The following is a 24,075-nucleotide window of genomic DNA, read 5'->3' on the forward strand; positions in this document are numbered from 1 at the left end:
GCGTAGAGCATCCGGAGCAGTTCTCCGAGAACACCGGACCTTTTGACGAGCGAAGTAATATGGGCACTCACAGTAAATACGGCTACCTTTCTCCGCTGACGGATAAGGCCAGCAAGTCGGCACTCCACTATGTCAAGGAGTGGTTCTACACCACCGACGCCAAGCGCATCGGTGTAATGTATACCCTCTTTGGCCTGATGATGGGCTTTCTGGGCGGGGTTCTGTCGATCCTCATCCGGCTCGAGCTTGTTCAGGCGGGCCCCGACTTCATGAACGCGGAGTTCTACGCCACCCTGCCGGGCATGCACGCGTCGTTGATGATCTTCTTTTTCATCATCCCGCTCTTTACCGGCGTCGGTAACTTTATCGTACCGGTTCAGGTGGGCGCGCCCGACATGGCCTTCCCCAAGCTCAACTTGGTGGGCTTCTGGCTGCTGCCTCCGGCGGCGCTCATGGCGATCAGCTCCTATTTCCTGACCGCCCCCGGCTTCGGCTGGACCGGCTATCCGCCGCTGTCCAACTCCATCTACTCGCCGCAACTGGGCGCCGACTTGTGGATCATGGCGGTCATCATCGTCGGTACGAGTTCGACGATGGCCGCGGTCAACTTCCTGGCGACCGTCTTCAACATGCGCTGCAAGAACATGACGTTCTTCCAGATGCCGCTGTTCACCTGGTCGGTCGTCGTGACCAGCTTCCTGATCCTCGCCTCGACCCCCGTGCTCACCAGCGCGCTGCTCATGCTTCAGCTCGAGCGCACGTTCCCGGGCGCGTTCCAGTTCTTCGCCCCCGAGGGCGGCGGTGACCCGATTCTGTACCAGCACTTGTTCTGGTTCTACTCGCACCCCGCCGTCTACATCATGATTCTGCCCGGCTTCGGCATGATCAACGAGATCATCCCGACCTTCTCGCGCAAGCCGATCTTCGGCTACGCGGTCATGGCATGGTCGATGGCGGCCATCGCCGTGCTCGGCTTCGTGGTCTGGGCGCACCACATGTTCACCACCGGTATCGCGCTGAAAGTCCGCGTGGGCTTCATGTTCCTGACGATGCTCATCGCGGTGCCCACCGGCATCAAGATCTTTAGCTGGCTGGCCACCCTTTGGGGCGGCAGCCTCAAGTTCGACACACCCATGCTCTACTCGCTGGGTTTCCTGGCGATGTTCACCATCGGCGGCCTGTCGGGCGTCGTGCTGGCGTCGGTGCCCGTCGATATCGAGCTTCACGACACTTACTATGTCGTCGCTCACATCCACTACGTGCTCGTGGCCGGCTCGGTGATGACCATCTTTGCGGGACTCTACTACTGGTTCCCGAAGATGACCGGGCGCATGTACAACGAAATGCTCGGCAAGGTGCACTTCTGGCTGACCGCCATCTTCATCAACGTCACCTTCTTTGGCATGCACTACATGGGTGTCAAAGGCATGCCGCGCCGCTACTTCGACTACGACCCGCAGTTTGAGATGCTCAACGTCGTCTCCAGCGTGGGCTCGTTCGTGCTGTTCGCCGCGCAGTTTATCTGGGTCTTCAACTTCCTTTGGAGCCTCAAGTACGGCAAGGAAGTCGGCAAGAACCCGTGGAAGGACGGCACGCACCTGGAGTGGCACACCACCTCGCCGCCCCAGCACCACAACTTCCCGGAACCTCCGGTCTGGACGCCGATTGTGCGTCACCACGGCCCGCACCGCGAAGCCGACGAGCTGACCGAGCCGGTGCCGGCAGAATAAGAAGTATATTGAATCTTTGAATTGACCGACTGTACTGGCGCTCCGCCCCGACGGCGGAGCGCGCCGAAGACGTAAACAGGTTTAGACATGGCAACGCATCAAGCCACCGAGGCCGCACCGAATACCGGTGCCGAATCGTTGGGGGTCACCAACGGCAAAATCGGCATGTGGACCTTCCTCGTCATGGACGCCATGACGTTTGCAGGGTTCCTGGCCGGCTACGCCCGCCTTCGCTGGTCGCCCGAGAGCGGCTGGCCCAACCCCTATACCGAATTCGGCGTGATCGGCATTCAGCTGACCGCCTTCAACACCTTCGTGCTCATCTGCAGTAGCGTTTCGATGGTCCACGTGCTCTCGGAGACCATCCGAGGCAACATGGACCGCGCGCGCAAGTGGATGCTGGCGACCATCATCGGCGGCCTCATCTTCGTGGGCATTCAGGGCTACGAGTGGACGCACCTGATTTTGGATAAATGGCCCTACTTGGTCGGCGGCGAGGGGGTGGACTACAACACCAACTTCGCGTCCACCTTCCTGAGCCTGACCGGCTTTCACGGTCTGCACGTGTCCGTGGGTGTGATCTACAACCTGATCATCTACCTGGGCATGAAGCGCGGCAAGATCGGCAAGCACAACTCCTCGATCATCGAGATCGCCGGGTTGTACTGGCACTTTGTCGACCTCATCTGGATTCTGGTCTTTACGTTTGTTTACCTCATCTGACGCCACTTCATCGGAGGCAGACCTTCCAGGTCTGGTACCGGGGCGCCAAGCCCCGGCTCCGACGTACCGGCCCGGAACGAAACATCCGAAACCTTCGGTTTTAGAAAATGCAGACACTCGAAGAAGTTGAAGAAAAAAGCTGGTTCGGCATCTCGTGGCTCAAGGCCGACTATATGTGGGTCTGGGTCGCCCTGCTGGTGCTGACCATCGTCGAGGTCATCGTGCCCGAACCCCAGCTGATCGGACTCGCCGAGTTCCCGGATCTGCTGTTTTTCGAGGCGCGCACCCTCCAGGTCATCTCCCTGATCGTGTTGGCCATCGTCAAGACGTTCCTGGTCGCCTGGTACTACATGCACCTTGTTAGCGAGCGCCCCTCGATTATCTTGATTGCGTGCGCTCCGTTCATCTTCTCGGTCTTTTTGACCATCGGCCTGTTCCCTTGGCCGGTATAAGCGCTGCGAGGTGACGGGAGGCACGCTCCCCGAGCCAAGCAAGGACGAACCCATGGGCAGTGTCACAACCACAAGCAACTCGGCCGGCTCCATCGGCCAAAAGGCGCTCGATTACTACCGGCTGGTCAAGCCGGGCATCTTGCGCCTTTTGGTGGTCACCGCCTTCTGCACCATGCTGGTAGCAGCCAGAGGCATGCCTGACCTGTGGCTGGTCTTCTGGACCATCTTGGGCACGGTGCTCATCTGTGGCAGCGCCAACGTGTTCAACATGGTCTGGGATCGCGATATCGATCCCGTCATGAAGCGCACCCAGGAGCGCCCCATCCCCCAGGGCCGCATCGATCCGCAAAACGCGCTCATCTTTGCCGGCGTGCTCGGCTTCTCGGCCGTGCTCATCCTGACCTACTTCGTCAATCCGCTCGCCGCGCTCATGGGCATCTGCGGTCACGCCTACTACGTGATCATCTACACCATGTGGCTCAAGCGACGCACGCCGCACAATATCGTCATCGGCGGCGGCGCAGGCGCCTTCCCCGCCCTCATCGGTTGGGCGGCGGTCACCGGCGACCTGAGCATGACGGCCTGGATCATCTTCGCCATCGTCTTCCTGTGGACCCCGCCCCACTTCTGGGCGCTCGCGCTCTACAAAGACGTCGAGTACCACAAGGCCAATATCCCGATGATGCCGGTGGTGCGCGGAAAGCACGTCACCAAGTTCCAGATGCTGCTCTACACCGCGCTCCTCTTGGGCGCGACCACGCTCCTGGCGATCGTCGGCATGATGGGCATCATCTATCTCGTCGCCTCGGTCGTGCTGGGCGCCGTGTTCGCCTACATGTGCATCCGCACCGCCTTCGACACCACGGACAAGTGGGCCAAGCGCACCTTTGCCTACTCGATTCTGTACCTCGCCCTGCTCTTCGGGGCGATGTCGGTCGACAGCTTCAACACCCACCACTTCACCGAGCACCGCTACCTTGCCGGCATCGAGCAGCAAGCCGAGCGGATGCGCGCGGAACAAGACAAGGAAGAGCTGCGTTCTCTGCATAACGGGGAATTGCCGGCTCCCAAGACGTCGCAGCAGTAATCTGCAGCGCGACGTCGACTCTGTAGTCAATCAGCTAGCTGAACGTGAAGAATAGCCATGGCCGAGCACCAAGAACAGACGACTCCCAACGACGTCAACGAGTCTGCTGAGCCCGCGCGCCCGACCCAGGAAATGGTCGAGAACAACAAGCGCACCGGCAAGAAGATGCTTGCCTTCATCGCGTTCATGTTCTTGGTCGCCGCGGCCTCGATTCCCCTCTACCGCATCGTCTGCGTCGCCATCGACCCGGGCGGCTCGTCGTGGCAAAACGGCGAGACCGACTCGTACGAAGGCGTCACCGTCGACAAGTCGCGCAAGGTCAAAGTGCGCTTTGCCGCCGAGGTCAACCGCCAGCTGCCGTGGCGCTTCGAGCCCACCGAGTACAGCGTGACGGTCCACCCTGGCGAAAAGCGCCTGACCAAGTTCGTCTCGGAGAACCTCGACGGCGCTCGCGCCATCAAGGGCCAGGCGGTCTACGACATCAACCCGCCCGAGGCCGGCCAGTACTTCAAAAAGATCGAGTGCTTCTGCTTCACCGAGCAGACCCTCGAGCCGGGTGAGCAGGTCGACATGCCGCTGTACTTCTGGTTCGACCCGGACATGCCCGACCACATCAAAGAGATTACGCTGGCCTACACGTTCTTCAACGCCGATACGTCGCGAAAGCGTGCCGGCGAGACTGCCGCCATCACACCCGGCAAGTAATCAGCCCCGGCAAGTAGTGGAGGTCTAGAGATGTCCGACAACGTCGAGCAGCACCCGCAAGGAAGCACCGAGGGATTCACCGAGCCGTCCGAAGACGTCAAACGGCGCAACCGAATCACCGGATTCGTCTTCATGTTCATCATCTTCGGAATGATCGCGCTCGCCATGATCGTGCGCGCCTACGGCCAGTGACTCAAAAGACTTCCCGCCGCTTTCAACTCCGCTTCTGGCCCACTCTGGGCACCCTGGTGGGCCTCGCCATCCTGATCAGCCTGGGAACCTGGCAGCTCACCCGCTACCTCGAAAAGCTCGACCTCGAAGCCCAACGCAGCGAACGCCTCGACGAAGACATCGTCGAGGTCGAGTCGCTCGACGCCTTCGAGGCCAACGCCGGCGCCTACAACGCCGTGGCCGTTCGCGGCCGACTCGATCCCCGCTACACATTTCTGTTCAAACACCGCGTACACGACGGTAAGCCGGGCTACTGGCTCGGCGGGGTCCTCCGCTTCGCCGAAGGCGACGGCGGCGTCCTCGTCAATCGTGGCTGGGTTCACCGCGAACACGCCGCCGAGGTCGCCAAGCAGGCCCCTCCGACCCAGACACGCACGTATCTCGGCCTCGTCCACGCCCCCAACCGCATCGTCGCCGACACGGCAACGCGCCAGGCGCTCGAGGCGGGAGAGGTCGAACTGCAGAACAACGTGGTCGAGTGGGACACCTACGACCTCGAAGCCATCGCCGACGCCTTGCCCTACGAGACGCCCGCCGACCCGATGATCGTCGTCCTCAGCCCCGAACACTCCCGCGAGCCCTACCCGATTGCGAGCTTCGACTACGTCACCGAGCCGTACCTGACCTCCGAGCGGCACCTCGGCTACGTCCTCTTTTGGTACGCCACCGCCATCGCGCTGCTGTCGATGTACCTGGCCGCCGGCTTCGGCTACCTGGGCTCCTCGAAACGCCCGCCCCGCCCGGATGCGGACGCCTGACCGTCCCCTCCGGCCCCCGACTTGCGTAGCGTGCTTCGGTACGCGAATTGTTCGGTGCGTGGGCAAATTGCCCTCGTCTGCGAGAGCTGGAAGCACTCGCACAGAATGCACGCGACGGGTTCGGTGCGTGGGCATCTTGCCCTCGTCAGCGAGAGCTGGAAGCTCTCGCACCGAACACATATCGCGAAAGTCTCCCGCGAATCCATTTGGGTGTTCCCGCTTTGGTTGCAGGCCTTGCTGGCTAGCGGCGCCCGCTATTGACGGCGCCCCCAACGGCGGGCGCGAACTACGATTGAGGGGCGGACGAGCTGTAGCTCCCGAGCGAGGCGGTCGTATGGACGACGAGGCACGTGGGCTTTGCTTTCCCACTTGGAGACAGCCGCATGGGTCACATCGAGCAGGGCGGTCGTACACAATCGAAAGCCGATAATCATCACCTGGGACCTTCCTGTGAATCGGCCCCAACACGCCATTCCTGAGTTTTTGACCCCATCGGAGCCTTGAGCGCGACAGTTCTCGTGCCGGAGAACCTCGCGGCCGAGCATACCGCAGGCCCACGCCAACAAAAAAAGACGCCCCGCTCACGCAGGGCGTCTTCTTCTGAGTCATCCATCCTCGACAACCGACGAAGCTACGCCTCCACCGGCTCGACCACGTCGTCGCCGGTCGCGGGGGCGTCGCCCGCCTCGGGTGGCTCGGCCTTGCCCTGCGAGCTGCGCATCGTCGGGCGTACGCGCTCGGCGAGGTCGGGGCGGCCGGCAAGCAGGTACAGTCCGCTCAGAACCTGCGCGGTGCCGCGGTAGGTCTGCTCCCAGCGCTCGACGGTGGCGTCGCGCTTGGCGCGGGCGGCGTGGGCCTGGCGGGTCTCCTCGTCGACCGACTGCAGTGCCTGTTCGAGGGAGTCGCACGCACTCTGGAGCGCGCCGACAATCTTCTGGGTGTCGACGGTGTTGCCAAAGATGTCCTGCTCGACGCGCGGGTTCTTCTCGAGCAAGTGCATGCTGTTGCGCGCGAACGTCAGCAAATCGTCGGGCGCCGACGGCGGAGTGGACGCGAGCCCGTATTCGTCGGCGGCCTCTTCGTCGAAGGCGGTCTGCACGGCCCCGCGTCCCTTGTACATGCGGTCGCGAAGTTCACCGACCTGGGCGTCTCGCCGGTCGCGCGCCCGACCGTCGTCGGCCATCTCCTCGGTCAACTCGAGCTCGGTCTGGCTCATCTCGACGGTCATCGCCTCGAGGCGCGCCATCAATACCTCGGGCAGCGCCGCGAACAGGCCATCGATATACGAGTCGTACGAGCTGTACTTCTGGTCCAGCTCGGCTTCGACATCCGCCTGATTGACGCTCACTGACGACTGCACGAAACGATTCCACTGGACGCGATTGGCGACCTGGGTGCTGATTTCTGCCATAACATCCCTCCAAGGTGTTAGGGTGTACCCACAGGGAGCGCACGACGCCGGAACGGCGTTCGCGCCGAGCGCAGACGCCTCGCCTACGGCTCCCAAACCATGTTGCTTCCAAGTAACCCGACTATAGAAGCTCCCGGATGACCTCGCCACCCCGGATCGCGATTTTTTCGCCGAACTTGCCTTCCGGCTCACAAAGATGGCCTCGGATTTTTCTCCCGGGCCTTCTTTGTCAGCCAGAAGCCCTGGGAGAAACCGCCGAGGCCTCGTTTGTCACAAAGAACGCCTCTCCGGCCGCGCCCGACCGTTCGGCGAGAGAAAGATGGTGTGGGAGATTCTCGGCAGACGATCTTTGGCAGCAAGAAGGCTCGGGAGAAAAATCCCGGGCCTTCTTTGTCAGCCAGAAGCCTCGGGAGGCTGCGGGCGAGCGGGTTTGGCGTGCGGGAAGAGGGTTTCGCGCTCTCGGAGCAGCTCGGCGGCGATGCTGATGGCGATTTCCTCGGGGGTGTTGCTCGTCATCGGGAGCCCGATGGGCGCGTACACGCGCTCGAAGAGCGCCGGGTCGACGCCGGCGGCCGCCAGATCCTCGCGGATCTTGGCGAGCTTCGCCTCGCTGCCCATCACGCCGACATAGGGGAAGGGGCCGTCGAGGGTGCCCAGAAGCGCGCGCACGTCGCCGGGTTGGCCCATCGTCATGACGATCACGTGGGTGAGCTCGGGGTGGTCGATGTGCTCGCCGGCCTCGGCGAAGTCGTCGACGGCGACCTTGTAGCGGGCGTGGTCGTTTTCAACGAAGGTGAAGACGTCGTCGCGGGTGTCGAAGATGGTGACCTCGTAACCCAGATTCGCGAGCACGCGCGACAGCGCCAGCCCACAGTGGCCGCCGCCGATGATGGCGGCGCGCTTCCAGTTGAGGAGCTGCTCTTCGTAGAGCCAGGCGCCCTCATCTTGGACAAGCCGAATGGGCGCACGCTCGCGGCTGATGGTCGCTTCGTCGACCAACCGCACGCCAAAACTGCCCACCTGAAGCAGCCCCGGCTCGTCGCGCTCGAGGCGCGCGACGACCTCGCGCAGCACCTCGAGGTCGCGGTCGGGTTCACATACGAAATAGACGTTGGTCTGATGGCCGGCGCAGATGAGGCCGGACTTGTCGCCCTTGCCCTTCGCGCGGTGGTAGAGCACCTGAAAGTCGGGCGCGAAGTCGCCCTCCGAGAGCGCCTCGACGCCCATCTCGCTGATGTCGGCCTCCATCACGCCGCCGCCGATGGTGCCGCCGGTGGTGCCGTCGGGGCGAACGAAGATCTTGGCGCCGCGCGTGCCCGGCGAATGGGCCGTGTTGTCGGCCACCAGCCCCACAAAGGCGGGCTCGCCGGACTCGAGATGTTCGAGAAGTGTCGTCCAGAACTGCATACTGCCCTACTCCGCGACGATGGGCGCGGCCGATTCTTCGTCGGTGCTGCTCACGCTCGTAGCGTCCCCGCCGCCGAGCACGTGGCCGTGCAGGCCCATGAGCACCTTTTCGGGGGTGATGGGCGCGTCGAATTCGTAGTCACGTTCGGCAAACGCGCGCATGGCATCGCGAATGGCGAAGTACACCCCGATGCCGTACATCAGCGGCGGCTCGCCGACGGCCTTCGAGCCGCGCGGGCCCGACGGGTTGTCGATGGTGCGCATCTTGACCTGCATGTCGTCGGGGAGCGCATAGACGTCGGGCGCCTTGTAGGTCGACAGCGCGTTCGACAGCAGCCGCCCCTCTTCGTCGTAGGCGAGCTCCTCGAGCGTCATCCAGCCCAGGCCCTGGGCCAGGCCGCCTTCGATCTGGCCCAGGTCGACGACCTCGTTGATCTGGCGGCCCAGGTCGTGGACCACGCGCACCGTGTCGATGTCGTAGCGCCCGCGCAGACAGTCGACCGTCACCTGGGTGATGGCCGTGCCGTAGACGTGATAGGCGAACGGGCGCCCCTTCTCCTCGTCGGTGTCGAAGTGGATGCCCGGCGTGGCGTAGAAGCCGTGCGCCGACAGGCCCACGCGGTTGATATAGGCGTGGTTGACCACCTTCTCCCAGGTCCAGTCGGTCTCCTCACCGTCGACGAGGACCGTCTCGTCGACGATGGAGATCTGGTCGGGCTCACAGTCGATCTCCGGGGCGAGCATCGTTCGGAAGCGATCCAAGATCTCGTTCGTCGCCAAGATGGTCGCGTTGCCGTTCAGGTCGGTCGTCGCACTCGCCGCGCTCGGCGACATATTGGCGATGCGGGTGGTGTTGGTCGACTCGATCTTGCAGCGCTCGCGCGCAATGCCGAACTCGGCGGCGGCGATCTCGGCGATATTCGTCGTCACGCCCTGCCCCATCTCGACGCCGCCGGTCGACACGCTCACGCTGCCGTCGGTGTAGATGTGGACGAGCGCCGACGCCTGGTTCAAAAAGATCTTGGTGAACGAGATGCCAAAGCAAATCGGCATCACCGCCAGACCCTTCTTGGTGGTGTCGTGGCTGGCGTTGTACGCCTCGACCGCCTCGCGCATGCCGGCGAGGTCGAACGTCTCGACCGCGTCGTCCCAGCAGGCCTTGGCCTGCGCACTCTCGACGGTCTGGCCGTACGGAAAGACGTCGCCGTCGGTGAGCAGGTTTTCGTACTGGAGCTCCTCGCGGCCCATGCCCATCGCCTCGGCCGCCTTGGCCAGCGCCGACTCGACCACGAACATCGCCTGCGGGCCGCCGAAGCCGCGAAACGCGGTGTGCGGCTGCAGGTTCGTGCGACACGGCGCCGCGTAGATGCGCGCGTTGGGAATGGCGTACGAGTTGGTCGCGTGAAAGAGGCTGCGCTCGAGCACCGCGGTCGACAGGTCGGCCGCCGCGCCCGAGTTTTGGTACATCTTGCAGTCGAACGCCTCGATGGTGCCGTCCTCGCGCAGGCCGATCTTGAAATCGGCCGAGTACGGGTGGCGCTTTCCGGTCATCTGCATGTCGTCGAGGCGATGCAGCACCAGCTCGACGGGCTTTCGCAAGATGCGCGCGGCCATCACGACCATGCACGCCCAGTGGGTCGCCTGGTCTTCCTTGCCGCCAAAGCCGCCGCCCAGGCGTTTGACGTCGATCTCGATCTTGTGGTGGGGCACCCCGCAGATGCGCGCACACGACTTCTGGACCGCGTACGGACTCTGCGTCGACGAGAAGCACTTGACCCGGTCGCCCTCCTCGGGGATGGCGCGCGCCCGGTTCGTCTCCAGATACAGGTGCTCCTGCCCGGCAATCTCGCACTCGCCCTCGACGATGACATCACAATTCTCGAAGGCGGCGTCGACGTCGCCCAACGAGAAGGTGCGCGGCGTGTCGATAAAATGCCCCTTGGCGTGCGCTTCGCGCGGGTCGACCACGATCGGAAGCTCGTCGACCTCGATATCGACCAGCTCGACCGCCTCCCGGGCAATCTCGGGCGTCTTCGCCACGACAAACGCCACGGGCTGCCCGATATAGCCGACCTTGTCCTCGGCGAGCAGCACCTCACCCTTGAGAATCGGCCCGATTTCGTTTTCGCCGGGGATATCCTCGGCGGTAAAGACCGCCACCACCCCATCGGCGGCGAGCGCGCGGCTCACGTCGAGCTTGCGAATGTCGCCGTGGGCGAACGGGGAGCCGACGACGGCGGCGTGGAGCATCCCGTCGGGCGCCGGGTTATCGTCGACGTAGAGGGACTCGCCGCGGGTGTGAAACGGTGCGTCTAGGTGCTTGCTCATGGGGTTTGGGGGCTCGGTTTTCGGGGTTTCGGGATTTCGGCGACGGCGCAGAGAGTCAGCTTGCCAGCTCGGCAAAGCGTACGCGCTCGGGGTAGCACTCGGTGAAGTGCGCGATCAGGAACTGGCGCACGAGCAAGCGCTTGTAGTCGGCGCTGCCCCGTACGTCGCTGATCGGGCTCGCCTCGCCCATCGCAATCTTCGTCGCCTCGCGCACTGTGTCGCAGTCGATCGTGCGGCCCACCAAAAACTCGCAGGTCTCCTCGAGATACAGCGGCGTCGGCGCGACCCCGCCCATCGAGATGCCCACCTCTTCGATGACGCCATCCGCGCTGGCTTCGCAGCGAAACCCGCTGCAAACCGTGGCGATGTCGAGCGCCTTTCGCTTCGACAGCTTCTCGAAGTTGATGCGCGTGGCGTCGGTCCCCTCGGGAAAGACAATCTCGGTGATGAGCTCGGCGGGACGCCGGTCGAGGACCTTGTAGTCCAAAAAGAAGTCCTTCATCGCGACTTCGCGCTCGGCCTCCCCGTCGCTCAGCACCAGCCGCGTGCCCAGGGCGAGCAGCATATTGGTCATGTCGCCGATGGGAGAGGCGTTGACGATATTTCCGCCCAGAGTCGCCCGGTTGCGGATATGCAGCGAGGCGATCAGGAACATGAAGTCGTCGATGCGCGGGATGAGCCCCTGGATGCCCTCGTCGGCGCGAAACTCCTCGAAGGTCGTCAGCGCGCCCACGCGAAACTCGCCTTTCTCGCGGCGGACGCCACGCATCAACGGCAGGTGATTGAGCATCTTGACGCTCGCACCGGGGATGCGCTCGCCCTGCTGGACGTAGATATCGGTGCCGCCAGCGACGAAAAAGTCGGTGATGTCCCCGTCGTGCTCGAGCTCGGGCGCTTCGATCTGGCGAAGGCGCTCGGGCATCTCCGTGAAATAGGCGGGAAGCATCTCGGCGTCGACGAGCGCGCTGACGCGATCATCGGCGGCCCAGATATCGGCCCACGGGCCGCTCTCGCCGAATTTGTCGACCAGGCTCTCGCTGGCGCGGTTGATGGAGGCATAGCCCGTGCAACGGCAAAGGTTGCCGCTGATGGCTCGCTGCATGCCCTCCAAAGTCGGCTCGCCCTGCTCGGCCATCAGGTACCAGGTCATCGAGACGATAAAGCCCGGCGTGCAGTAGCCACACTGGGTGCCGCCGAAGTCGACCACCGCCTGTTGAACGGGCGACAGCCCCTCGAGGTTGATGCCCTCGATGGTCACCACGTGCCGCCCCTGCATCTCGCCGAGCGGAACAAGGCACGAGGTCACCGGCTCGTAGCGTACGCCGTCGCCGTCGAGGCGCCCGATGAGGATGGCACAGGCGCCGCAGTCGCCCTCTTTGCAGCCCTCTTTGGTGCCGACCAAGTGCTCGTGTCGGCGCAGGTAATCGAGAACCAAAAGCCCCTGCGGGGCGTCGGTCGATACAAGTTGGTCATTCAGCCAAAATTCAGTCGTCGCCATGGTTATCCGTGAGCGAGAGATTCCGATGCTTTTTTGCACGCCGACGACCATAACAAACGGGGTTTAGAAGCGCCACCGTACGCCGGCCATCGCACCGCCGCGAAGCGGGGTCGCCTCCAAGCTCACGGCGGCATCCGACGGGCGCCGCTCGGGCGACACAAGACGCCACAAGCCCCAGCTCGCCAGACCGAGGCCGGCGGCGATCGAGCCGTACCCGGCGACGCGAGCGACAGTCACCTCGGACTCGGCCTGCTCGAGCTCGGCCTGGTCGGCGAACGTAATGACTGTGACGCCATCACAATCGGCCGCGCTCGTCCCGTAATCGGTGTCGGGCGAGCACTCGACCTCGAGGGCGCGGTTTTCGGCCGCCAGCGCCACCCAGGTGCCCACGCCGACCACCGCGACGCCGCCGCCGACGAGCGACCAGCCCAGCCAATCCGTCTCGCCGGCGTCGTCATCGACCACCGGAAGCTCACCGTCGCCCACGTTCTGGCGGTATTGCGGCAACACCCGCGCCAGCCCACGGCTGATGGCCCGCTCGTCGGTATTATCACTCCAGACCGCCTCGCCATGCGACTCCACGCGAACGAAGAGGATGGACTCCTCTGCTTCGGTGGCCGCCGAGCGGGTCACGCCCAGCACCCGCGGCGCACCGCTCCAGAACGCGACCAGCCGAAGATACGCCTCGGCCTTGCGACGCTGGCGATAGTCACCGCTGGTCATGACCACCGACAGCGGGTCCTCCGACGACACCGGCGCGACCACCTTTTGCCCCTCGGCGAGCTCGAGCTTCCACACCGGCGCCGTCGACCCACCACAATCCATCGTGACCATGTACTCGACGCCGGCGGCGACCGGATAGGGCCGCTTCTCGACCGGACTTCCGTTGATGAACGCGGTGCAGTCCTTGCCGTCGATCATCTCGACCTCGAGGGTGGCGCCCCCCTTGGCGAGCTCCTTTCTCTGCTCTTTGATGAACCGAATGATTGTGGGCGGCGAGGTTGCCGCCGACGGCTCCAGCCCCGGCAACGACTTGACCAAGAGCTGCGCGACGGCCTTGGCATTGTCTTCTTGGCCGAGGTTTTTGTACGCCCGAATCATGACCAAACCGGCCTGATAGATCTGGTCGGCAAAGTCAGGCCGCCTGGCCAAGACCTCAGGATTGGCCATCCCCATGTCGAACACCGGCGACAACTTGGCGATCGCGGCCTCGTTGCCCTTGTAGAAGAACTGCTCGACGCCGTCGGCGATGACGTTCGCCAGCCCCGAGAACTTCGAGGCCACCGCCGCCCGCGGCACAGCCACCTTGCGCTCATCGAGCACCGCCTCGAGCCGATCGCCCATCATCACGTCGAACCTCGCCCCGTCCAGAAGCCCCGACACCGTCTGCATCACCCCACCGGAGTGCGCCCCCTCGTCGAGCGCGACCACCGCCACCCGGTGCTGCACCTCATCATCCGCAGCCACCGGCGGCGCCGCGACGACGACAGCCGGCACGAGCCCCGCCACGGCGACCAATATCCACATCCAAATCTTCATCATCATCTCGTCCACCTAAGAGTACAGTTGTTCGTGCCCCTCATTACGGTTTTCGGCAAAAAGCCCCAAATCGTTGCGTACTTTTTGAAAAAAGTTTTGCTCTACACACAAAAATCGGCCCGTGAACACTGTCACGGGCCGATTCTTGGAATGCTGCGAATTGTGGTTCTCTGTTTGGATCTTTCGGGCGGGATGAGTGTTCACCGAGCCCTTATGGAGTTCGAAACGACCTCGATGCGAGCGCTTCTAGCTCTCGATGAGCCGGGCGAAGTCGTGGTTCAGGAGCCTCCACAGTACTTGTCACCAGTCGGACCGCCACACGAGATACTGCCGGGACATTGAGCGCCGAGAGAGCAAGCGTAAGAACATCGGTCTGTAAGCGTCCCTACCTGCTCACAACGTCCATCGTCCTGCCCCGAAACCCCACAGTCCGCATTCGACGCACAGGAAGTATCCTGGACCAAATCCACCACCGCTTCACACGTCGTCATCGACTCGACGATACCGCAGTAGCTATCCTCCGGTGCTCCCGACACACTGGCGCGAGTAATCACCACCGCTCCGTAGGGACGACTACACCCACTCGACACCGTCTTCAAACAATACCCATCCGGCAACGCCGTCCCATCGAAATTCATCTCGATGCACGCATGGTTCGCCACACACTCACTATCCGCCTTGCACTTCCCACACGTCCCGACCGTGCCACGCTCGGTCTGCGTGCACGTGTTCGTCGCCGGGTCGCACGAGTACTCACCACACGCCGTCTCATCGTCGACCGTACACTCCACACACGTTCCACCGGCACACACCCCGGCGCCATCCACGCTCGCGCACTGACTGTCGTCGTCGCAGGGCACGCACTCGTTGCTCGCACTGCACTTGGCCGCCCCGGGCGCATCACAATGCCCGTCGCTCAGGCACTCCACACACTTGCCTGCGCCGACATCGCATACCGCAGAGTGGCACTGGCCGTCTTCATAACAGTCCACACACTCGTTGCTGGGACTGCATATCCCGATCGTGCAGTCGCCATCGCGCAGACACGCCACGCACTCACCGCTCGCCTCGTCGCACACCGGCGTCGGATGGGCGCACGTCTGGCCGCACGGGCCACTATCGGGCTCCACGTCTTCTTCGACATCCTGCGGGCGGGTGTCCTCGGGGCCCGAGTCGGCCGCGTCGGGCGTGAGTTCGGCGTCGGAAGCGTCCGCGCTCGTCACCTCTGCGTCTCGCTCCTGGACCGTTCCGCCGTCGAAACAAGCGGCGAGGACCAGGCAACACATGCAAATGACGCCGAGGAGTGCTCTTCGTGTGCTCGCAGACATGTCATTCATCCTCAAAAGCAACTCGTCCCCCTCGCGCGAGGACGAAAGATTGTCGTTCAACCCACGCTACGGATTGGGCGAAGTGAAAGAAATGCGAGGCGGTGACTCCTTTCGGCCAGCCAAGGCTCTCGGTCAAAACACAACTCTGAGCCGAGTCTTTACCCAGCGAACAGCGCCTTTCGATATGGGGGTCACTGCTCAAGAGCCTCCACAGTACTCGTCTCCCGTTGGCCCATTACATGTTCTACCCGACGGACAGTCATCACTAGTACCACAGGAGTAGGTGCAGCGATTTGAAAACGCCCCCACCGTTTCACATCGCCCATCTCCTCGATTAACGGCGCCGCACTCGGAGTCGTTTCCACCGGCACATTCAGTACTATCGAGAAAATCACGAACTGCCTCACAACTCGTAACAGATTCGGCAATTCCGCAGTATTCGTCTTCGGGGGCACCTGACAGGCTTGCACGAGTAATCACAACCGCTCCGTAGGGACGACTACACCCACTCGACACCGTCTTCAGACAATACCCATCCGGCAACGCCGTCCCATCGAAGTTCATCTCGATGCACGCATGGTCCGCCACACACTCACTGTCCGCCTTGCACTTCCCACACGTCCCAACCGTGCCACGCTCGGTCTGCGTACACGTGTTCGTCGCCGGGTCGCACGAGAACTCACCACACGCCGCCTCATTGTCGACCGTACACTGCACACACGTGCCGCCGGCACACACCCCGGCGCCATCCACGCTCGCGCACTGGCTGTCGTCGTCGCAGGGCACGCACTCGTTGCTCGCACTGCACTTTGCCGCCCCGGGCGCATCACAATGCCCGTCGCTCAGGCACTCCACACACTTGCCTGCGCCGACATCGCATACCGCAGATTGGCACTGGCCGTCTTCATAGCAGTCCACACACTCGTTGCTGGGACTGCATAGCCCAATCGTGCAGTCGCCATCGCGCAGACACGCCACGCACTCACCGCTCGCCTCGTCGCACACCGGCGTCGGATGCGCGCACGTCTGGTCGCACGGGCCACTATCGGGCTCCACGTCTTCTTCGACATCTTGCGGGCGGGTGTCCTCGGGCCCCGTGTCGGCCGCGTCGGGCGTGAGCTCGGCGTCGGAAGCGTCCGCGCTCGTCACCTCGGCGTCGCGCTCCTGAACCGTTCCGCCGTCGAAACAAGCGGCGAGGACCAGGCAACACATGCAAATGACGCCCAGGAGTGCTCTTCGTGCGCTTTCAGACATGTCATTCATCCTCAGAGGTAACTCGTCCCCCTCGAGCGAGGACGATAGATTGTCGTTCAACCCACGCCACGGCTGGGGCGAAGTGAAAGAAATGCGAGGCGGTGACTCCTTTCGGCCAGCCAAGAATCTTGATCTAAAATACAATTCTGAGCCGAGCCTTTACCCAGCGAACAGCGCCTTTCGGTACAGTTACGCTGTTCAAGAGCCTCCACAGTACTTGTCGCCAGTCGGACCTGCACACGAGATACTGCCGGGACACCTCGCTCCCGTAGTGCATGAATATGTGCAGCGGTTGGACAAACCTAGAACGGTTTCGCAACGACCATCAGACTCTCCATTCAACCCACACTCCGCGTCAGTTCCATTCGGACATGCGACGTTATCAATGAGATCAAGTACAGCATCACAAGTAGTTACTGATTCATTTACGCCACAATAGTTTTCACTAGTTGCCCCAGATAGGCTCTCGCGGTCCACGATACCCGTGTAAGGCTCCACACACCCACTCGACATCGTCTTGAGGCAATACCCATCCGGCAACCCCATCCCCTTGAAGTTCATCGGCACACACCGATGTCCCGAACCACACTCACTGTCCGCCTTGCACTTCCCACACGTCCCGACCGTGCCCCGCTCGGTCTGCGTGCACGTGTTCGTCGCCGGGTCGCACGAGAACTCGTTGCACGCCGCCTCATTGTCGACCGTACACTGCACACAGGTCCCACCGGCACACACCCCGGCGCCATCCACGCTCGCGCACTGACTGTCGTCGTCGCAGGGCACGCACTCGTTGCTCGCACTGCACTTGGCCGCCCCGGGCGCATCACATTGCCCGTCGCTCAGGCACTCCACACACTCGCCCGGGTTGGTTTTGCACACCAGCCCGGTACCGCACTGGCCGTCTTCATAGCAGTCCACACACTCGTTACTGGGACTGCATATCCCAATCGAGCAGTCGCCATTGACCAGACACGCCACGCACTCACCGCTCGCCTCGTCGCACACCGGCGTCGGATGCGCGCACGTCTGGCCGCACGGGCCACTATCGGGCTCGACGTCTTCTTCGACATCCTGCGGGCGGGTGTCCTCGGAGCCCGTGTCGGCCGCGTCCGGCGTGAGCTCGGTGTCGACCGTATCCGAGACATCCTCGCTTTCGACGCCGGTATCACGGCTGTCGTAGTTGCCAGGGTCACTGCAGGCGGAAGAGAAGAGAACAAACAAACATCCAACAATCAGCGTCAAAACAGGCGCAGTTCTGCCAAGCATAGCTCCGTCCATTCGGCAAATTTACGTGAACTCCCCCCGTCGCATGTAGCGGGACTACGGGGATTCATCTGTGATGGTACCCGCGTAGGATACTCAGAAGCGCAGCTCGAGTTCAACCCCCATCCCGCCGTTCGCGTCGAACGTCGCGCGAAGCTCCGGCGAGGTGACCTGGGAAGTTGCTCGCGCCGGGGCTTCGGCGCCAGCCAGGCGGTAGATGCCCCAACCAAGTGCGCTGATGCCGACGGCGCTCAAACCTGCGCCGACAACGCGGTAAGTCGTGACGCCCGTACGCTTCTGGTCGAACTGCTCGGCGCTCAGTTGGCTATAAGCATCGACGCCTGCGCAACCTGACTTGTCGGCGTTCGACTGATTGGAGCAGCGCAATCTCTCGGCTTCTCCCTCGGCATAGACCAACGAGGCGATTCCTCCGGCGACCAGAGCAGTCCCGCCGCCGACGAGCGACCAGCCGAAGACGTCGGCCTCGCTTGTGGTGTGGTCTTCGCTCTGGGCGAGTTGCTGGCGCAGACGCTGCTCGAGCACGGCGACGTTTTCGACATCGGGAGCGCCGGCCAGCTGATCGCGGTAGTCATCGAGGACGTCGAGGGCGAGTTGTAATTCCCCCATCTTCTCGAGCACGAGAATGCGCCGGTGGATGAAGCGAGGCTGGGGTTCGGCGCGGTAGGCCAACTCGAGCAGCTCGAGCGCCTCGTTATATTTACCGACCTGCTCGGCCTCCATGGCTCTCTGGAAATGCCCGTCCGCTGTGGGCCCCGCGGCAAACGCCAAACCGGCAATCAGCAGACCAGCGATGGTCAACATCAAGATTCGCATGTATCGCAACATGATATTTCAACTCCGCACTGTGAAGAGGCTCACTGGCATTCTTGGGTTCGCTGAACGACACTGCTGTCACACTCGTACCAGGAACAGGAATCTAAGGCGCAGTTCGTACCAACTGATGAACAGATCTGGTAATCCCCCGTGGCACCGCACCCCCAGAGGTTATTCGAGACCCAGCCGGCAGTTCCCGTACATTGCTTACCCACGTTGAGTTGCTGACAAGAGGCCCCGGTATTCGTCCACCGGTAGTCGATGGTGCCATCGCAGTCGTAGTCCCAATCCTCAACTTGGACTGCATAGGGATCTGGGCCCATAGGTTGGTCAAACCAAGCCGTTTGACCTGGATAAGCGTCTGCAACCGCGTCGTTACAGTCGGTTGAATTCCCTCCACCAGGTCGAACGTCGGTCCAAGTCGCAGTGGACGTGCCACATCCGGTTGACGCGGTAGGCATCGTGCAGGACGGGCGCCCACCAGAAGCACCAGCGGAGAAGCCATCGCCATCACAGTCGATGTACCAAGTCTTGACGTCGACTGCTGTACTGTCATCGACGCGCCCATCGCAGTCATTATCCACGCCGTCGCCACACATCTCGTCGGCATTTGGGTGAACCGCAGCGACCGTGTCGTCACAATCACCCGCGTTTTCGCTGCTCAAGTAACCATCTGGCAGTGTGCCGTCCGTACAAAGCGTCTGCACACCTCCCGTGGTGTAGCCGTCACCATCCGAGTCGACATAGCCGCTCACCGAAATGTATTTTGCCGAATCGTTATCATCGCAATCAGTATCGTCGCTGACGTAGCCCGAGGGCGGTTCACAAGCGATTGTCGAGACGCTGGGATCGCCAAAGCCATCGCCGTCGCTGTCGGCAAACCAAGTGGGAGCATCGACGGCGTCATCCTCATCGGTCGCACCATCGCAGTCATTGTCAATCCCATCGCCGCAAAGCTCATCGATGGGGGTTCCGGGCGTCGCGTTGCATGATGCGGTCTGGTCGTCGATGCACTCATACTGACCTGTCGCCTGACAGGCTCCCACGCCGACAGTGCATTCTCCGGACAAGAACCCATTGTCGACCTCACCGTCGCAGTCGTTATCAACTCCGTCACACAGCTCAGCGGTTGGCTGACAGACGTCTTCGGCACGCACATCTAGAGCGACATCATTCTCGCGCACATCTAGATGCGCGGTATCTTCGGCGGCTACCGTAGTATCTGTTGTGGCGGCGTCCTCCTCATCGCTGTCTCGAGATGACTCGCCGTCCCGGACGTCGCTGGCATAGACTGCAGCGTCGGTTTGACGGGCGTCACTTCCCGCGTCGAAGCATCCCCAAGCCGCCCACAGCATGACTTGCGAGATCGTCAAAAGTCGCAAAACACTCCAAAATCTTTGCATAGCTCGGCCCTCCCTTAGTGGCACTCTTGAGTCTTGGAAACGACACTGTCGTTACAGTACGACGGGTTGAAAGAGCAGTTCTGGTAATCCGCGGTCTGCCCACAAGACGGCGTATAGTCAGCGACCCAGCCTGAGCTGTCCTCGCTGCTAAGTCCGCAATTGCCGCAACTAGCGCCGTCGGAAGTGAATCGCTTGTCGACATACCCATCGCAGTCGTAGTCCCACTTTTCGTTGTAGTTCGCGCCAGTCATTGGTCCCGAGAAGTAGCTCGTCTGACCCGGGAAGGCGTCCGCCATGTCGTCGTTGCAGTCGACGTTGCTTTGAGACGTCGGACGTGTCTGGGTCCAGTCAGGGTTCGTCGTCGAGCAGCCAGGGTTGACGGTCGGTTTGTCGCAGGAGAGGACGCTGGCGACCGTATCAGCCGCAAACCCATCCCCATCGCAGTCGACGTACCAGGTGACCGCATCATCCGCAGTGGACTCGTCGGTGGTTCCGTCGCAGTTGTTGTCTTTGCCGTCGCATACCTCGGTGATGCTGGGGTTTGCGGAGGCGTCCGCGTCGTCACAATCACCGGCCCTTTCGGAGGCCACGTAGCCGTCGGGCAGTGTGCCATCGGTGCATAGTGTCTGCTCGCTGCCTGCCGTATAACCGTCGCCGTCTTGGTCGGCCCATCCGCTGACGAGCGTATACAAACCCGCGTCAGTGTCGTCACAATCGGTGTCGTTGGCGACGTAGTCGGCGGGCTGCTCGCAGGCCGTCGTCGAGACGGCCGCATCGCCGTAACCATCTCCGTCGCTGTCGGCGTACCAGGTCGCCGCTCCGGGCGCGTCCTCTTCGTCGGTCTCACCGTCGCAGTCGTTGTCGACTCCATCGGAGCAGACTTCGTCGGCCGGCGTCCCCGGCGTGGCGTTGCATTCGGTGGTGCCGTCCTGCGCACACACGTATGTTCCGTCGGACTCACACGCGCCCACGCCCACCGAGCAGGACGTGCCCAGGTCGAAATCCTCGTCGACCTCGCCATCGCAGTCATTGTCCAGCGCGTCACACAGTTCGACGCCTCCGTTCGAAGGCTGACACGATTCGACGTCCTCCTGCGTCTGGCTGTCCTGCAACTCGGCGTCCCGCTGCGACTCGCCATCGGTCCCAGTATCCACAGGCTGCTCCGCATCTTGCGGGTCGGCGTCCGGTAGGCTGCCGTCTTGCTCGGCCAGGCCCCCCGTGTCCTTGTCCTTGTCGACGATCGCTCCTCCGTCGAAGCAGGCACCCGCTCCCAGGCACCAGATCCAAATACACAGCAATCCCAGTCGTCTCATTACTCGTCCTCGACTCCACGAAGATGTCTCGTTTGCCTCAGTAATGGGGGCGGAGCCACTGACCAGGCACGACCGCCCCTCTCATTACGGTTTTCGGCAGAGCACCCCGATTCGTTGCGTCTTTTTTGGAAAAAACTTTTCAGCCCGCGAACAAAAACGGCAACAACCCCCTGAGCTCACGCACTTTTTCAAGATCCAAAAAATCTTGGATCATTTTCGTTTCTCTGTTTGGCTCGAAGCCGGATCATGGCAGGTCGAGCTGGGGCGGGACGACGGCGGTCGACCGCGAGGAGTCCCCAGAAATGACGGTTCTGTTTCCACGGCGGAGGGGTGGCGTGACGGGTGTATTCAGATTAGACGAGGAAAATTGTGGAAATAGCCACGAATTTTTGACAAGGTAGGGGTTAGGTTTTCACTAAGACTGCCAATCCTTGGGATGATGTAGATGGAGATTCGAGCAATGAACCGGTGGGCGCTGTTGTGTATCGCGCTGTGCCTTGGTGCAGCAGGCTTGAGCGGATGTTCCGACGACGACGACACGAACAACGTCACGATCGATCCGAACCCCGACACGTCGACTCCCGACACCCGCCAGCCGGATACGGGCGATGTGGGGGAGGACGTCGCTGAGGACGTCGGCGACGACGCCACGGATACGGACGACGCCGGAGGCGACGCGGACACCGGCGAGCAGGTCGGGGATCTGTGTGAGGTGGTCAATGACCTCGGTCTGATCGAGGCCAATGGCGGTGCGACAGCTACCGGCACGACCTCGGGAGGCACGAACCTCATCAACCCGTCGTGCGGCTCGGATGACGTGCGCGAAGTTGTCTATCAGTTCAGCGTCGACGCACCGGCGCGCGTCACTGCCCAGGTGCAGTCCCAAGACACCGACAACTGGACGCTGGGGCTCTACAGCGGCGACTGTGACAACCCTCAGCGCGTCAAATGCGAGGACGTCAACGCCGACGTCTTTATCGCCGAGCCGGGCGTGACCTACTTCCTGTCGGTCGAGCCGCGTGACGTCGAGGACGCTTCGTTCTCGCTGTCGCTTTCGATGACTCAAATCGCCTGCGCGCCCATGGGCTCGACCGAGTGCGACGGCGAAAGCGTGGTGCGCTGCGAGAGCGGGTTCACCGAAGTCACCTACAGTTGCGCCTACGCCTGTGACAGCGGCGCCTGCGGTGCCGATATCTGCGACAACGCCATCGAGGTCACAGGCGCCGGCTCGCACAACTTCACCGGCTCGTATACCGGTTATGGAAACGACTTTAACTTCCAGAACCGCGACGACTGCACCAGCGCCAGCGTCGGCGTCAACACGCCGGGCCAAGACCTGGTCTTCTACCTGCCGGGCCTCAGCCAAGGTCAAACCTTGACGATTGACGCCGCTGCCGACGACTTCCAAGAGGGAATCTTCGTCTTCGAAGGCGCCTGTTCCCAGCAAGCGCCCTGTGCTGCCGGCAACCTCGTCGTCAACGGAATCCTCGACTGGACCGTCGACGCCGACGGCGACTACTACGTGGTGGTCGACCTTCTCGAGCAGCAGACTGGCAACTTTGACATTACGATTACCCGCTAAGCGAAAGCCTCAAACGGACTTCAGGATTTAGCCGTGACCAAGTCAACCAAGCTCGCATTCGTCTGCATCTTCGTGCTGCTCTTCGCCGCCTGCGGTGATGATGGCGACCTCAACAACGGCCCGGGCATCCCGCCCGCCGATAGCGGTACCGGAGAAGACACGGGCGTCGACGCCGACATGGGCGTCGACGTCGGCCCCGATGCTCCCGACCCCGACACCGGCGATCCCGATACTGGCGATCCTGACACCGGCGGCACCGACGCAGACACCGGCACGCCGGCCGAGGGCGCGAGTTGCACGAGTCCCACGGATCTGGGCAGTCTGGCGGCCGGCCAAGAGCACGTATTCGACACGAGCCTGCTCGAGCCGGCGTCGACACTCGACACGAGCTGCGATCTCGGCTCGACCGGCTCCGGGGTGCGCGTGTTCGCCCTCCAGGTCGACGTCACCTCCCGCGTGGAGTTCTGGACCAGCTTGAGCCCCTCACGCCTCGACCTGCGTGATGGCGGCTGCTCGAGCCCCACCGAAGTCATCACGTGCACCGACGGCGGCACCTACACCGCCACACTCGAGGCAGGCAAGACCTACCATCTGGCCGTCTGGGGCGACTTCAATGTCGGCGACTTCCAGATGCGCGCCAACGTCCAAGAGGCCCTGTGCAACCCGAGCGAGCCTAACTGGTGTGACAGCGGCGAACTCAACGAGTGCAACCGCGGCACGAGCATCAACACCTACGCCTGCGCGGCGAGCACGTGCGCCGACGGGGCGAGCTGCAGCGGCGATGCCTGCTCGGCGGCGACCGCCGTCGATTTGTCGGCGGGCACCGCGGTCACCGTCTCCGGCGACACCGGCGGCTACACGGGCACCTGGACCTCCAATCAAATGACCAACTGCGGGTTCAGCCAGGGCGCCAGCGGACTCGACACGCCGTATGCCGAGATGTTCTTCGAGGTCAGCGGCCTGCAACGAAACGACCAGCTCGTCGTCGAATCAACCAGCCAGGGCGACTACGCGTTCTTCGTGCTCGACGCCTGCGGCGCCACCGAATGTTTGGCGGCGGTCGACGATTCCGACACCGGTGCGCAGCGCCTCGACTGGCGTATTCCGCAAGACGGCACGTACTTCGTGGTGATCGAGTCGCTCGCCGCCGGCGATCGTTCGTTCGACTTCGAGTTCAGCACACAGTGATGCCTCCCGACGAGCAGTGAGTGGGATTTTCTGCCGGTTGA

19 protein-coding genes are annotated in these 24,075 nt (G+C 62.7%); 9 read left to right on the forward strand and 10 right to left on the reverse strand.

Annotated features, from left to right (window positions below):
• The first annotated feature begins 59 nt into the window (after window positions 1-59).
• The 7 genes from ctaD (at window position 60) to FIV42_RS03620 (ending at window position 5,686) form a co-directional block, all read left to right on the forward strand.
• Complete coding sequence (ctaD, locus tag FIV42_RS03595) at window positions 60-1,730, forward strand: cytochrome c oxidase subunit I (protein ID WP_141196351.1); 1,671 nt, start codon at window positions 60-62, stop codon at window positions 1,728-1,730.
• Between the two features lie 87 nt (window positions 1,731-1,817).
• Window positions 1,818-2,453 carry a cytochrome c oxidase subunit 3 gene (locus FIV42_RS03600; RefSeq protein ID WP_141196352.1) on the forward strand — a complete coding sequence of 212 codons (636 nt, stop codon included), beginning with the start codon at window positions 1,818-1,820 and terminating at the stop codon, window positions 2,451-2,453.
• 107 nt (window positions 2,454-2,560) lie between these two features.
• Entirely contained in the window at window positions 2,561-2,905 is a 345-nt protein-coding gene (locus FIV42_RS03605) for a cytochrome C oxidase subunit IV family protein (protein ID WP_141196353.1), read from the forward strand.
• A gap of 52 nt (window positions 2,906-2,957) precedes the next feature.
• Window positions 2,958-3,992: a heme o synthase gene (locus FIV42_RS03610; RefSeq protein WP_141196354.1), complete on the forward strand. Its 1,035-nt coding sequence runs from the start codon at window positions 2,958-2,960 to the stop codon at window positions 3,990-3,992.
• A gap of 57 nt (window positions 3,993-4,049) precedes the next feature.
• Complete coding sequence (locus FIV42_RS03615; protein ID WP_141196355.1) at window positions 4,050-4,697, forward strand: cytochrome c oxidase assembly protein; 648 nt, start codon at window positions 4,050-4,052, stop codon at window positions 4,695-4,697.
• Between the two features lie 30 nt (window positions 4,698-4,727).
• On the forward strand, window positions 4,728-4,889 hold the full coding sequence (locus FIV42_RS29970) for a hypothetical protein (RefSeq protein ID WP_168210376.1): 162 nt from the start codon (window positions 4,728-4,730) through the stop codon (window positions 4,887-4,889).
• Entirely contained in the window at window positions 4,886-5,686 is an 801-nt protein-coding gene (locus tag FIV42_RS03620) for an SURF1 family protein (RefSeq protein ID WP_168210377.1), read from the forward strand. Before FIV42_RS29970 ends, FIV42_RS03620 begins: the two co-directional genes overlap by 4 nt.
• A 631-nt stretch (window positions 5,687-6,317) precedes the next feature.
• On the opposite strand, the gene FIV42_RS03625 is transcribed toward FIV42_RS03620, so the two are convergent.
• The 10 genes from FIV42_RS03625 to FIV42_RS03670 form a co-directional block, all read right to left on the reverse strand.
• Window positions 6,318-7,097 carry a hypothetical protein gene (locus FIV42_RS03625; protein WP_141196357.1) on the reverse strand — a complete coding sequence of 260 codons (780 nt, stop codon included), beginning with the start codon at window positions 7,095-7,097 and terminating at the stop codon, window positions 6,318-6,320.
• 393 nt (window positions 7,098-7,490) lie between these two features.
• Window positions 7,491-8,504, reverse strand: coding sequence for an XdhC family protein (locus tag FIV42_RS03630; RefSeq protein ID WP_141196358.1), 1,014 nt, complete (start codon window positions 8,502-8,504; stop codon window positions 7,491-7,493).
• Window positions 8,505-8,510: 6 nt separating this feature from the next.
• A complete protein-coding gene (locus tag FIV42_RS03635) occupies window positions 8,511-10,832 on the reverse strand; it encodes a xanthine dehydrogenase molybdopterin binding subunit (RefSeq protein ID WP_141196359.1) in 2,322 nt (773 codons plus the stop codon).
• Between the two features lie 55 nt (window positions 10,833-10,887).
• Window positions 10,888-12,330, reverse strand: a complete 1,443-nt coding sequence (locus FIV42_RS03640; protein WP_168210378.1) for an FAD binding domain-containing protein — start codon at window positions 12,328-12,330, stop codon at window positions 10,888-10,890.
• 63 nt (window positions 12,331-12,393) lie between these two features.
• Complete coding sequence (locus FIV42_RS03645) at window positions 12,394-13,869, reverse strand: hypothetical protein (protein ID WP_141196361.1); 1,476 nt, start codon at window positions 13,867-13,869, stop codon at window positions 12,394-12,396.
• Between the two features lie 278 nt (window positions 13,870-14,147).
• A complete protein-coding gene (locus FIV42_RS03650; protein WP_141196362.1) occupies window positions 14,148-15,155 on the reverse strand; it encodes a hypothetical protein in 1,008 nt (335 codons plus the stop codon).
• A gap of 240 nt (window positions 15,156-15,395) precedes the next feature.
• A complete protein-coding gene (locus tag FIV42_RS03655; RefSeq protein WP_141196363.1) occupies window positions 15,396-16,451 on the reverse strand; it encodes a hypothetical protein in 1,056 nt (351 codons plus the stop codon).
• A gap of 1,359 nt (window positions 16,452-17,810) precedes the next feature.
• Window positions 17,811-18,560 (reverse strand): outer membrane protein assembly factor BamD, encoded by a 750-nt coding sequence (locus tag FIV42_RS03660; protein WP_141196364.1) that lies wholly within the window; start codon window positions 18,558-18,560, stop codon window positions 17,811-17,813.
• Between the two features lie 29 nt (window positions 18,561-18,589).
• Window positions 18,590-19,951: a putative metal-binding motif-containing protein gene (locus tag FIV42_RS03665; protein WP_141196365.1), complete on the reverse strand. Its 1,362-nt coding sequence runs from the start codon at window positions 19,949-19,951 to the stop codon at window positions 18,590-18,592.
• Between the two features lie 14 nt (window positions 19,952-19,965).
• Complete coding sequence (locus FIV42_RS03670; RefSeq protein ID WP_141196366.1) at window positions 19,966-21,264, reverse strand: putative metal-binding motif-containing protein; 1,299 nt, start codon at window positions 21,262-21,264, stop codon at window positions 19,966-19,968.
• Between the two features lie 445 nt (window positions 21,265-21,709).
• Between FIV42_RS03670 and FIV42_RS03675 the strand changes: the two genes are divergently transcribed.
• Together FIV42_RS03675 and FIV42_RS03680 are read left to right on the forward strand one after the other, a co-directional pair.
• A complete protein-coding gene (locus FIV42_RS03675) occupies window positions 21,710-22,846 on the forward strand; it encodes a hypothetical protein (protein WP_141196367.1) in 1,137 nt (378 codons plus the stop codon).
• Between the two features lie 33 nt (window positions 22,847-22,879).
• Window positions 22,880-24,034, forward strand: coding sequence for a hypothetical protein (locus FIV42_RS03680; protein ID WP_141196368.1), 1,155 nt, complete (start codon window positions 22,880-22,882; stop codon window positions 24,032-24,034).
• Window positions 24,035-24,075 lie beyond the last annotated feature (41 nt).

The sequence above is a fragment of the Persicimonas caeni genome, from assembly GCF_006517175.1.
Taxonomy (GTDB): domain Bacteria; phylum Myxococcota_A; class Bradymonadia; order Bradymonadales; family Bradymonadaceae; genus Persicimonas; species Persicimonas caeni.

What these genes read in the sequence shown, in the direction of transcription:
- ctaD (WP_141196351.1), top strand. Translation starts at nt 60, where the DNA reads ATGGGCACTCACAGTAAATACGGCTACCTTTCTCCGCTGACGGATAAG.
- FIV42_RS03600 (WP_141196352.1), top strand. Translation starts at nt 1,818, where the DNA reads ATGGCAACGCATCAAGCCACCGAGGCCGCACCGAATACCGGTGCCGAA.
- FIV42_RS03605 (WP_141196353.1), top strand. Translation starts at nt 2,561, where the DNA reads ATGCAGACACTCGAAGAAGTTGAAGAAAAAAGCTGGTTCGGCATCTCG.
- FIV42_RS03610 (WP_141196354.1), top strand. Translation starts at nt 2,958, where the DNA reads ATGGGCAGTGTCACAACCACAAGCAACTCGGCCGGCTCCATCGGCCAA.
- FIV42_RS03615 (WP_141196355.1), top strand. Translation starts at nt 4,050, where the DNA reads ATGGCCGAGCACCAAGAACAGACGACTCCCAACGACGTCAACGAGTCT.
- FIV42_RS29970 (WP_168210376.1), top strand. Translation starts at nt 4,728, where the DNA reads ATGTCCGACAACGTCGAGCAGCACCCGCAAGGAAGCACCGAGGGATTC.
- FIV42_RS03625 (WP_141196357.1), bottom strand. Translation starts at nt 7,097, where the DNA reads ATGGCAGAAATCAGCACCCAGGTCGCCAATCGCGTCCAGTGGAATCGT.
- FIV42_RS03630 (WP_141196358.1), bottom strand. Translation starts at nt 8,504, where the DNA reads ATGCAGTTCTGGACGACACTTCTCGAACATCTCGAGTCCGGCGAGCCC.
- FIV42_RS03635 (WP_141196359.1), bottom strand. Translation starts at nt 10,832, where the DNA reads ATGAGCAAGCACCTAGACGCACCGTTTCACACCCGCGGCGAGTCCCTC.
- FIV42_RS03640 (WP_168210378.1), bottom strand. Translation starts at nt 12,330, where the DNA reads ATGGCGACGACTGAATTTTGGCTGAATGACCAACTTGTATCGACCGAC.
- FIV42_RS03645 (WP_141196361.1), bottom strand. Translation starts at nt 13,869, where the DNA reads ATGAAGATTTGGATGTGGATATTGGTCGCCGTGGCGGGGCTCGTGCCG.
- FIV42_RS03650 (WP_141196362.1), bottom strand. Translation starts at nt 15,155, where the DNA reads ATGTGTTGCCTGGTCCTCGCCGCTTGTTTCGACGGCGGAACGGTCCAG.
- FIV42_RS03655 (WP_141196363.1), bottom strand. Translation starts at nt 16,451, where the DNA reads ATGTCTGAAAGCGCACGAAGAGCACTCCTGGGCGTCATTTGCATGTGT.
- FIV42_RS03660 (WP_141196364.1), bottom strand. Translation starts at nt 18,560, where the DNA reads ATGTTGCGATACATGCGAATCTTGATGTTGACCATCGCTGGTCTGCTG.
- FIV42_RS03665 (WP_141196365.1), bottom strand. Translation starts at nt 19,951, where the DNA reads ATGCAAAGATTTTGGAGTGTTTTGCGACTTTTGACGATCTCGCAAGTC.
- FIV42_RS03670 (WP_141196366.1), bottom strand. Translation starts at nt 21,264, where the DNA reads ATGAGACGACTGGGATTGCTGTGTATTTGGATCTGGTGCCTGGGAGCG.
- FIV42_RS03675 (WP_141196367.1), top strand. Translation starts at nt 21,710, where the DNA reads ATGGAGATTCGAGCAATGAACCGGTGGGCGCTGTTGTGTATCGCGCTG.